The organism is Streptomyces sp. NPDC052299, from assembly GCF_040679335.1.
GTDB lineage: Bacteria > Actinomycetota > Actinomycetes > Streptomycetales > Streptomycetaceae > Streptomyces.
In genome coordinates this window covers 159973-170930 of record NZ_JBFAUP010000011.1, presented here as the reverse complement: position 1 = coordinate 170930, position 10958 = coordinate 159973, and the positions used below count along the sequence as shown (strand labels likewise).

Annotated in this window: 6 protein-coding genes; 4 read left to right on the top strand and 2 right to left on the bottom strand. The window is 68.8% G+C overall.

Annotated features, from left to right (window positions below):
• The first annotated feature begins 47 nt into the window (after positions 1 to 47).
• Both AB0L33_RS20475 and AB0L33_RS20470 read left to right on the top strand, forming a co-directional pair.
• Positions 48 to 929: a LysR family transcriptional regulator gene (locus tag AB0L33_RS20475; RefSeq protein WP_365683533.1), complete on the top strand. Its 882-nt coding sequence runs from the start codon at positions 48 to 50 to the stop codon at positions 927 to 929.
• Positions 930 to 1049: 120 nt separating this feature from the next.
• Positions 1050 to 1694: a histidine phosphatase family protein gene (locus tag AB0L33_RS20470; protein WP_365683327.1), complete on the top strand. Its 645-nt coding sequence runs from the start codon at positions 1050 to 1052 to the stop codon at positions 1692 to 1694.
• Positions 1695 to 1718: 24 nt separating this feature from the next.
• On the opposite strand, the gene AB0L33_RS20465 is transcribed toward AB0L33_RS20470, so the two are convergent.
• Both AB0L33_RS20465 and AB0L33_RS20460 read right to left on the bottom strand, forming a co-directional pair.
• The gene (locus tag AB0L33_RS20465; RefSeq protein WP_365683325.1) at positions 1719 to 3983 is read right to left on the bottom strand and encodes a glycosyl hydrolase family 18 protein; all 2265 of its coding nucleotides are present in this window, start codon (positions 3981 to 3983) and stop codon (positions 1719 to 1721) included.
• 205 nt (positions 3984 to 4188) lie between these two features.
• Positions 4189 to 7755, bottom strand: coding sequence for a GH92 family glycosyl hydrolase (locus AB0L33_RS20460; protein ID WP_365683323.1), 3567 nt, complete (start codon positions 7753 to 7755; stop codon positions 4189 to 4191).
• Positions 7756 to 8534: 779 nt separating this feature from the next.
• On the opposite strand from AB0L33_RS20460, the gene ngcE reads away from it, so the two are divergent.
• Entirely contained in the window at positions 8535 to 9980 is a 1446-nt protein-coding gene (ngcE, locus tag AB0L33_RS20455) for an N-acetylglucosamine/diacetylchitobiose ABC transporter substrate-binding protein (protein WP_365683321.1), read from the top strand.
• A 50-nt stretch (positions 9981 to 10030) separates the two neighbouring features.
• The gene (locus AB0L33_RS20450) at positions 10031 to 10954 is read left to right on the top strand and encodes a sugar ABC transporter permease (protein ID WP_365683319.1); all 924 of its coding nucleotides are present in this window, start codon (positions 10031 to 10033) and stop codon (positions 10952 to 10954) included.
• Positions 10955 to 10958 lie beyond the last annotated feature (4 nt).

Sequence of the window (10958 nt, the reverse complement as noted above, 5' to 3'; positions counted from 1 at the left end):
ACGTCTTTTGACTCTGGACTAACAAATCCGGGGGGCCGGGCGTGGAGATGCGGGAGATCGAGATATTCCTGACGCTCGCGGAGGAGCTGCACTTCAGCCGCACCGCCGAGCGGCTGGGCGTCAGCCCCGGCAGGGTCAGTCAGCTGGTCAGGAAACAGGAACGCCTCATCGGCGGCCCGCTCTTCGACCGCACCACCCGCACCGTGCGCCTCTCGCCCCTCGGCGAGCAGCTGTACGAGGCGCTGAAGCGCGGCCACGAGCAGATCACCCAGGGCATCGAGGCCGCCAGGGCCACCGCCCGGGGCACCAGGGGCACCCTGACCCTGGGCACCATGGGCCCGTACGCCCTCCAGATCAAGGACACCCTCGGCCTCTTCCACGCCCGCCACCCCGACGCCCGCGTCCGGCACCGCGAGATCCAGCCCGCCTCACCGCTCGACCTCCTCGTGTCGGGCGAGGTGGACGCGGTCTACGTATGGCTGCCCGTCGACGGTCCGGGGCTGACCGTCCTGCCGACCGGGCACACCTCCGCGCTGTCCCTGATGGTCTCCGCCGGCCACCCCTTCGCGGAGCGCGAGTCCGTCTGTCTGGAGGACTTCGGCGACTGCGCCGTGGTCGAGGGCGGCTCGATCCCCGCCGGGATGGAGGAGGCCCTCAACCCCCGGCGCACCCCCTCCGGCCGCCCGGTCCGCCGGGGCCCCCGGGTCACCACCTGGCAGGAAGCGCTGAGCGTCGTCGCCGCGGGGCAGGCCACCGCCGCCGTTCCGGCCGAGACGCAGGACTTCTACGCGTGGCCGAGCCTGGCCTACGTCCCCATCCGGGACGCGCCCCCCTGCCGCTGGGCGCTGGTCTGGCGCACCGCCGCGGAGACCCCGCTCATCCGCGCGTTCGCCGAGGCGTCGTCCGACGCCGGACGGCTCAGGGACTGACGCCGCACGGGCGCGCCCGCCCGCCCCGCCCCGGCCGGAATGCGATCGTGGACCGGCGGGTTGGAGCCTGTACGGAACGTGAACACGAGCGGTAACAGCACCGAGAGCGGATGGCCTTCCATGGGCGAGTTGATCCTGATCCGGCACGGCGAGACCGAGTGGTCCCGCGACGGGCGCCACACCAGCCACACCGATCTGCCCCTGACCCCCCTCGGCGAGCGCCAGGCCCGCGCCCTGGCCCCCCTGCTCGCCGACCGGTCCATCGCGCTCACCCTGGTCAGCCCCCTGGTCCGGGCCCGGCGCACCGCCGAACTCGCCGGGCTCGCCGCGCCCCGCATCACCCCGGAGCTGCGCGAGTGGGACTACGGCGGCTACGAGGGCATCACCACGGACGAGATCCGGCGCACCCGGCCCGACTGGAACCTCTGGACCGACGGGGTCGGCGCCGGTCCCGCGGCCCACCCCGGCGAGACCCCCGCGCAGGTCGGGGACCGGGCCGACCGGGTGCTGGCGCAGGTCGCGGAGGCGGCCGGACGCGCCGGCGACGAGGACATCGTGCTCGTCGCGCACTCCCACTTCCTGCGCGTCCTGACCGCCCGCTACCTCCGCCTGACCCCGGCCGAGGGCACCCTGTTCCAGCTGGCCACGGGTGCCGTTTCCCGGCTGGGCCGGGAACACGGCAACCCGGTCATCACCGCCTGGAACGTCACCCTGCCGGAGAGCCTGTTCCCGGCGGCGGTCCCGGAGACACCCGAGCGGACCTGATCCCGGCGGCCCGGCCAGGCGGCCTCACTCCAGGCCGTCGGTCATCGCGTTGAGCAGGGTGCCCGACGCGTCGTCGTTCTCCAGCGAGAAGGCGAACATCCCGGCCAGCCCCTTGCTCTTGGCGTAGTCCGCCCGGGCCTGGATGGCGCGGGGCGTGTCACCGGTCCAGAAGTTGGTGCCGTCGTAGATCCAGGAGCTCTCGGTGACCGGGTCCCAGTGGGTCTGGGCCTCCGTCGCGTTCAGCTCCTTCCAGGCGGCGAGTCCCGCCTCCTGGCTCAGCTGCTTGGCGGGCGTGGGGCCGGTGGCCTTCTGGTAGAGCCCGTAGTTGTCACCGGCCGGCACCCCGGTCCAGCCGCGCCAGTAGAAGGGCACGCCGAGCACCAGCTTGGAGGCGGGGAAGCCGCCCGGGATGCCGTACGCGGGAAGCCCGTCGGTGTACGCGGTGACGGCGGTGTCGAGGTTGTACTTGGCGGTGCCCGGCGTGATCGGCGTCGTCGGGTCGGCGGGGCTGTCGTGCAGCGGGTCCTGGTGGTTGGTGGGCCCGGTGGCGTCCCAGGCGCCGTGCATGTCGTACGTCATGACGTCCGCGTAGTCCAGGTAGTCACCGATCCTGTCGGTCTCCAGGTAGGCGATCTTGTCCTGGCCGCTGGGCAGGGCCGCGGTGAGCAGGAACCGCTTGCCGACCGTCGCGCCGTACGCGTCGAGCTGCGTGCGGAACTCCTTGAGCAGCAGGGTGAAGTCGGCCTTGTCGGCGGCGGAGTAGTGGTTGCCGGTGTGACCGCCGGCCGAGCCCGGGTACTCCCAGTCGATGTCGATCCCGTCGAAGATGCCGGCCGCCGACGCGGGGCCGCCGGACGGGTCGCCCTGGACGTTCTTCGGCAGGTTGCCCTTCATGAACATGTTGATGCAGGAGGAGACGTACGCCTTCCGGGAGGCGTCGGTGGCCGCGGCGTCGGAGAAGTACTTGGAGTAGGTCCAACCGCCCAGCGAGACGGTGAACCGGAGGTTGGGGTACTTCGCCTTCAGCGCGCGCAGCTGGTTGAAGTTCCCCTTCAGCGGCTGCTCGTAGACGTCGGCGGTGCCGTCCACGCTGTCGGCCGCCGGGACGTCCGCCTGGTAGTCGGCGTACGCGTCACCGGCGCCGTCGCCCGCGTTCGGGTTGTCCTCGTTGCCCGCGTCGGACGCCTTGATCGCCTCGAAGCACTTGAGCGTCGTGGGGTGGATGTTCTCGAACGCGTAGGTGACCACGTCGAGACCGGCGGCGGCCCCGCTGGTGCCGATGTGCTTCGGGTAGTAGGCGTTCTCGTAGATGCCCCACTGGTCGAAGTAGGCGGAGGCGTAGGGCTTCGCGGCGGGCGCGGCCCGGGTGGTCACGGTGACCGCGGTGGACTGGGCGGAGGCGTGCGAGCCCTGGTAACCCTGCACGGTGAAGGTGTAGCTGTGGTTCGGCAGCAGCGAGCTGACGGCGACGGTGGTGCCCATGGAGGTGGCCACGAGCTGTCCGCCCGACCACACCTTGTACGAGGCCACGCTGCCGTCCTCCGACGAGGGCGTCGAACCCTTCCACGTGAGCACGGCGGCGTTCCCGGTGACCTTCGACGCGGTCAGCCCCGTGGGCGTGGTGACCTTGCCGTCACCGGCGGGCCCGTTGGGGTCGGTGGGCGGACCGGTCGGCGGGTCGGTCGGGTCCGTGGGGGGATCGGTGGGGTCGGTGGGCGGGTCGGTCGGGTCCGTGGAGCCGCCATCCGGTCCGGTGAGGCTGAGGTCGTCCGCGTGGTAGGCGCCCTGTCCGTACCAGCCGTGTGTGTAGACCGTCACCGAGGTGGTGTTCGCGCCCGTCGTGAAGGTCGTGGACAGCTTCTGCCACGAGGAGGCGGACGGCGCCCAGGCGCTCGCGTCCACCCCGGTGCCGGTGGCACCCAGGTAGACGTAGGAGCCCTGCACCCATCCGGACAGGGTGTACGAGGTGTTGGGCCGCACGGCCACGGTCTGGCCGCACTGTCCGGTGTCGGCGGCGGTGGCGTTGCCGGCCAGGCCGCCCGATCCGCTGTGCGCGGTGGAGGTGACCGAGGCGCCGTTCGCGCAGGTCCAGCCGTTCAGCGAGCCGGTCTCGAAGCCGGGGTTGGTGAGGAGTTCGGCGTCGGCCGCGGCGGCGTGGCCGGGGACGGCGGCCAGGGCGGCCCCGGAGGCGACCAGTACGGCGGCGACCGCCAGGGCTCCGTTGCGTCGTGCGCGGGCCGCCGGTCCGCGCACCTGCGCGGTCGGGGAGCCTGCTGGGCGTGCGGACATCGTGCCACCTCCGGGTACGGCGCGGTTTATGTGTGCATGCCAGACGGCCGTCTTCTACGGAGATTGGACTGGACCAATGCGCCGGGTCAAGCGCGGGGCGGGACTTGGGGGAAACTTGGTGTAGACCAATTTCGGCCGAACCCGCCGTACGCAGCACGACCGGGCGGGACCAGAAGGCCCCGCCCGGTCGTGCCGCTCGGTGCGGTCAGGCGATCAGCTCCACCTCCGCGAGCGACGCCTCACCGTCGAACACCAGCCGGTAGTGCGCGTACGAGCCGGGGGACTTCACGGAGAAGGCCCGCGTCTGCTTGTCCCAGGTGAAGGACTGGCCGGACCGCTTGTCGAGGTCCTTCCAGCTCTTGCCGTCCGACGAGCCCTGCAGCACCCAGCCGGCCGGTGCCGTCGCCCTGGCGGCCGAGGTCAGGGTGTACTGGACGCCCTTCGTGGCGGACGGGACGGGCAGCTCGACCGTGGCGGCGGTGCCGGTGGTGGCCGAGGTGTTGTCGAACAGCGGGCCCTCGCCCTTCAGCACGTCCTTGCGCGGGGACGGCACCTGGTCGTCCTTGGTGATGGAGACCGGCGCGGCGTCCTTGCCGGTGCCCCAGGCGGACGGCTTCGGTCCCATGGCGAAGTCCAGCGTCCCGCCCTTGGCCAGCAGGTCGTGCGGCAGCGAGGTGGAGGTCCACTTCTTGCCGTTCACCCGCAGGCCCTGGACGTAGATGTTCTTCGCGCTGTTCTCCGGCGCCTTCACGACCAGCGTGCGGCCGTTCTCCAGGTGCACCGTCGCCTTGGTGAAGAGCGGCGAGCCGATCGCGTACTCGCCACTGCCCATCACCAGCGGGTAGAAGCCGAGCGAGGAGAAGAGGTACCAGGCCGACTGCTCGCCGTTGTCCTCGTCGCCGTGGTAGCCCTGGCCGATCTCGCTGCCCGTGTAAAGGCGGCCCAGGACCTCGCGGACCTTCTCCTGCGTCTTGTACGGCTGCGAGGCCGCGTCGTACATGTACGTGACGTGGTGGGCGACCTGGTTGCTGTGCCCGTACTGGCCCATCCGCACGTCACGGGCCTCCGTCATCTCGTGGATGACGCCGCCGTAGCTGCCCGCGAACTCCGGGGTGCCGGTCTCCGGGGTGGCGAAGTACGTGTCCAGCTTCTTGGCGAGCCCGTCCCGGCCGCCGTACAGGTTGGCCAGGCCCTTGCTGTCCTGCGGAGCGGTGAAGGCGTAGCCCCAGCCGTTGGTCTCCGTGTAGTCGTAGCCCCAGACGCGCGGGTCGTAGAGGCCGGACGGCAGCCGCCAGTCGCCCTTGGCGTCCTTGCCCTGGAAGAAGCCGGCCTTGTCGTCGAACAGCTCCACGTAGTCGCGGGCCCGGTTCATGAAGTACTCGGACTCGTCCTTGTAGCGCTGCTCGTGCGTCTTCTCGTACAGCGCCTCGCCCATCTTCGCGATGCCATAGTCGTTGACGTAACCCTCCATCGACCAGGACATGCCCTCGTGGGTCGTGGTGTCGGCGTACCCGGTGAACGGGGACGTCTCCATGCCCTTGCGGCCCACGCCCGAGGACGGCGGGACGACCGTCGCGTTCTTCACGGCCGCGTCGTACGCCGCCTTCGCGTCGAAGTCCACGCCCTTCACGTACGCGTCGGCGAACGCCACGTCCGAGGAGGTGCCGGTCATCAGGTCCGCGTAACCCGGCGACGACCAGCGGGAGATCCAGCCGCCGTCCTTGTACTGCTGGACGAAGCCGTCGACCATCTCGCCGGCCTTCTTCGGGGTCAGCAGCGAGTAGGCGGGCCAGGTCGTCCGGTAGGTGTCCCAGAAGCCGTTGTTGACGTACACCTTGCCGTCCACGATCTTCGCGCCGGTGTGCGTCGGGGTGTCCGAGCCGGTCTGCGGCGAGAAGGGGGAGGCGTACTTGTCCTTGCCGTCGACCCGCTCGGAACCCGAGTTCGGGTAGAGGTAGAGCCGGTACAGGCTGGAGTACAGCGTGGTGAGCTGGTCGGCGGTGGCGCCCTCGACCTCCACCTTGCCCAGCAGGTCGTCCCAGGCGCCCTGCGCCGCGCCCTCCACCCGCGCGAAGGAGCGCGCGGCGGGAATCTCGGCGGCCAGGTTCTTCTTCGCCTGGTCGACGCTGATCAGCGAGGTCGCCAGGCGCAGGTTCACCGTGCGGTCCTTGCCGGCGTCGAAGCGCAGGTAGCCGGTGACGTCATCACCGCCACCGCCCGAGAGCTTGCCGCTCGCGGTGACCGGCGCGTCGAAGACGCCGTACACGAACAGCCGCGTCGCCCCGGTCGAACCGCCGCTCTTCACGTCGGAGAAGCCGGTGAACGAGCTCGTCGCCGGATGCAGGGTGAGCCCGCCGTCGTTGGAGACGTTGTCGAAGACGATGCTCGCGTCCTTGCCCGGGTACGTGAACCGCATCCGCGCCGCGTGGTCGGTCGGCGTCATCTCGGCCTTGAGGCCGTTCTCGAACGTCACGCCGTAGTAGTGCGGCCGCGCGGTCTCGTTCTCGTGCTTGAACGGCAGCGCGCGGCCCGTCCGCGAGGCGTCCGGGGTGCCGGAGGCCGTCGAGGGCATCAGCTGGAACGTCTGCCGGTCGCCCATCCAGGGGCTCGGCTCGTGGCTCGCCGCGAACGCCTGGAGCGTGGGCAGGTTGTCGTCGTTGTTGCCCCGCGCGTAGTCGTAGAGCCAGCTGGTCGAGCCGGCGTTGGTGACCGGCGTCCAGAAGTTGAACCCATTGGGCACGGCCGTCGCGGGGAAGTTGTTGCCGCGCGAGAAGGAGCCGCTGGAGTTGGTGCCCCGCACGGTCGACGCGTAGTCGGAGAGGTGCGCCTTGCGCTTCTCCGGCTTCGCGGGCGCGATCTTCAGGTCGTCGATCCAGCCCTGGAACTTCGCCGGGCCCTTGGGGGAGTCGTACGCGACCAGGACGCGGTCGACGGTCTTGCCCGCCGCGACGGTGCCGATGGCGGCGTCGACCTTGTTCCACTGGTTGACGTAGAGCCGCTTGGCGTCCGCCTGGCCCTGCGGTGTCAGCAGCCCGCCGTTGGTGTCGGTGGCGCGCAGGTCGCTCAGGTAGGTGCCGTCCGTGAAGGCCAGGTCCACCGCGACGTGCGTGGCCGGGTAGGACAGGTCCGTCTCGCCCATCTGCGGGTAGACCAGGTAGGACAGCTCGGTGCCCCGCTCGACGCGCGTGTTGACGTCGAAGACCTTGTTGTACGAGTACGCCCGGCCGTCCGCCTTGTGGGTGCCCGCGTACCGCAGCGCCTTCGTGCCGGTGAAGCCCGCGCCGGCCTTCGCGGTGGGGGAGCCGGAGGGGCCGTTGCTGATCTGCGTGCGCATGTCGGAGGGCGCGGGGGCCGAGGTGTCGCCGTCGGAGAACTGGACGTCGGCGAGCTGGGTGGCGTCGGTGGCGCCGTTGTTCCTGGTGATGTCCAGGCGGAAGTGCTGGTACGCCTTGTCCGTTTCGAAGTCGTATGACTTGGTCTGGAAGCGCTCGCTGAAGGTCTGGCCCGTCCGGGTGTCCAGGTCCGTCCAGGTCTTGCCGTCCTCGGAGCCCTGGAGCGTCCAGTCCTTGGGGTCGCGTTCGTCGTGGTCGTCGGCCGAGGTCAGCGCGTAGGTCACGACCTTCACCGGTTCGGTGAGGTCGAACTCGAGCCAGGCGGTGGGCTCGAACGACAGCCACTTCGTACGGGATTCGCCGTCCACGAGGTTCTCCTTCACCTCCCCGCCGCCGGTGTTCTCGTCGCTGGCGCGGACCCCGGTGACCCGGTCGGTCACATTGCCCGGTATTCCGGAGGAGAATCCGCCATCGACACCCGATGACCGCTTCTTTCCGTCGGGGCCCTCTTCTACGGAATTACGCCAGTCCGGTTGCTTTTCGTCCTCCTCGAAGGAGGTGCTGAACGTCCGTTCGCCCGGGGGCTTTTGGCCTCCCGGTCGGGTCCCGGCCGATTGGGCGGCGGCCGCCGCGGGGGCTGTCACGACCACGACCAAAGAGGCCGCGATCAGCGCTGCCGTGCTGCTTCGTCTCGTACGAGAACGGTGTCGGGGGTGCATGCCGAGCCGATTCCTCTCGGGGAAGTGTGCGCTTGGACAACGTTGTCAGAAGATGCGCAGGAACAAGTAGGGAGTGAAGTGGCTCATGCTGTCAAGGGAGTTGGGGCACGGCCCGCCGCCGAATCGACCGGAATGCGGAAATCGTTACATCCGAAGGAGGGTCCGGAGTGTCGAGGTATCCGCGAGGTCTCAACTCGGGAAAGACTGCCGTGCAACCTTGCTTTCGATCTTGCTCAGTTGGCGGCAAGTGGACTATACCTGTCGGCGTCCGCACAGCTGGTTCACCGGTTGTGCGGCTGGGGGACACGGGGGCACGACAACGCGACGCCGCAGGTGCGTCGGCTGTCCGGTCCCCCGGCGCCCCCCACGGCAATCGTTAGCCTGAAATCTGTACCACCCAAGCGCAACTGACCGCGGTGGCGGGGCCCTTCGCTGAGGCGAATTACGACGGGGCGACCGGTACACACCGCCTGAGTCCTGGAGAAGGCGAGGACTTGAGCATGGGATCCACCTCCGCCCACAACAATGAGGGCCTTGGCCGTCGCGATGTGATCAAGCGTTCTGCCGCACTCGGTCTGATCACCGTTCCGACCATGAGCTTCCTGTCCGCCTGCGCGAGCGGCGACAGCGGTGGCGACGAGCCCGTCAAGAAGGGCAAGACCAGCGCGAAGAACCCGCTGGGTGTCAATGAGAGCGCCGCGCTCGACGTGGTGATCTTCAATGGCGGATTCGGCGACCAGTACGCCAAGGACGCCGAGAAGAAGTACGGCGAGGCGTTCCCGAAGGCCAAGGTCAAGCACACCTCGACGCAGAAGATCCAGTCGCAGCTCCAGCCGCGCTTCAACGGCGGCACCCCGCCGGACCTGATCGACAACTCGGGTGCCGAGCAGATGGACATGGGTGTCCTGGTCGGCAAGAAGCAGCTGCTCGACCTGACCCCGCTGATGGACGCCCCGTCCTACGACGACCCGAGCAAGAAGGTCCGCGACACGCTGCGTCCGGGCGTTCTGGAGATGGGCCAGTTCGAGGGCGACCCGGTCTGGATCATGTACTACGCGTACACCGTGTACGGCGTGTGGTACTCGCAGACCAACCTGGAGAAGCTGGACGCGGAGTACCCCGAGACCTGGGACGACATGCTCGCCCTCTGCGCCAAGGCGAAGAAGCAGGGCATCGCGGGCTGGACGTACGCCGGTAAGTACCCGTACTACCTGCCGTTCTCCCTCTACCCGTTCATCGCCAAGATCGGTGGCCGGGAGGTTCTCGACAAGATCGACAACCTGGAGCCGAACGCGTGGAAGGACCCCGCCGTCAAGGCGGCCTTCGAGGCGTACTACGAGCTGTACAAGAAGGGGTACATCCTCAAGGGCACCCCGGGCCTCACCCACATCCAGTCGCAGACCGAGTGGACCAAGGGCCGGGCGCTCTTCATCCCGAACGGTTCGTGGGTGGAGAACGAGGCGGCGCCGACCACGCCCAAGGACTTCAAGATGATGGTCGCGGCCCCGTCCAGCCTGGACAAGTCCGACGCGATGCCCTTCGGCACCATCTGGGCGTCCGGCGGCGAGCCCTTCGTCGTCCCGGCCAAGGCGGCCAACCCGCAGGGCGGCATGGAGCAGCTGCGCATCATGCTCTCCGAGGAGTCCTCGAAGAACTTCACCAAGCAGGTGAAGTCGCTGAGCGCCTTCAACGGCGGCACCGACGGCCTGACCCTCTCCACGGCCATGCAGTCCGGCGTCGACGCGCTGAAGAAGGCCGGCGACAACGTGGTGAACCCGCGTATGCAGGACTGGTACGTCAAGCTCCAGAAGGAGCAGATCGGCACCGCCGGTCTCGGTGAGATGATGGCGGGCCGCCTGACCCCGGCCGAGGCCATCAAGAAGATCCAGGCATTCGCGGACGCGGCGGCCAAGGACCAGTCCATCAAGCACTACAAGCACCAGTGAGCAACCGTCACCAGCGGCGGCACCCGCGGAAAGATCGGGGTCGGTAAACGATGCAGCACGGCAAGTACCGGTTCATTGTGGGGTTCCTGGTAGTCCCCTTGGTGTTGTATGCGGTCTTCGTCATCTGGCCGTTCATCCAGGCCATCTACTATTCCTTCACGGACTGGACCGGACTGAGCCCCGACTTCAAGATGGTCGGCTTCGGCAACTACTCCAGGATGCTGAAGGACGACATCTTCTGGAAGTCGCTCCAGCACAGCGTGATTCTCGTGCTGGTGCTGCCGCTGGTGACGCTGGGCCTCGCGCTCTTCTTCGCCTTCATGCTCAACGTCGGAGGCCGTCGGCGGAAGAACGCCGCGGTCGCCGGCGTGCGGGGATCGGGCTTCTACAAGATCGCCTACTTCTTCCCGCAGGTCCTGTCGATCGTCATCGTCGCCCTGCTGTTCCAGTTCGCGTACAACCCGCGTTCCGGCATGGTGAATTCGGCGCTGAAGGGGATCGGTCTCGACTCCGTCCAGCCGGACTGGCTGGGCGATCCGAATCTGGCGCTGATCTGCGTCATGGTGGTGCTGGTCTGGTCGACGGTCGGCTTCTTCGTCGTCCTCTTCTCGGCCGGAATGGCGTCCATTCCCAAGGACTTCTACGAGGCGGCGCTCCTGGACGGGGCGAACCGCATCACGACGTTCTTCAAGATCACCGTCCCGCTGCTCTGGGACACCATCCAGTCGGGCTGGGTCTACATGGGCATCCTGGCCCTCGGCGTCGAGGCGTTCACGGCCGTCCAGGTCATGACGGTCGGCCCCGGTGGCCCCGACTACTCGACGTCGATCCTGCCGCTGTACGTCTACCAGACCGCCTTCCGCGACGGTCAGGCCGGATACGCGACGACGATCGGTGTCGGACTGCTCATCGTCACCATGGCGTTCGCCGCCGTCGTGATGCGGCTGGGCCGGCGCGAGCGGCTGGAGTTCTGATGCC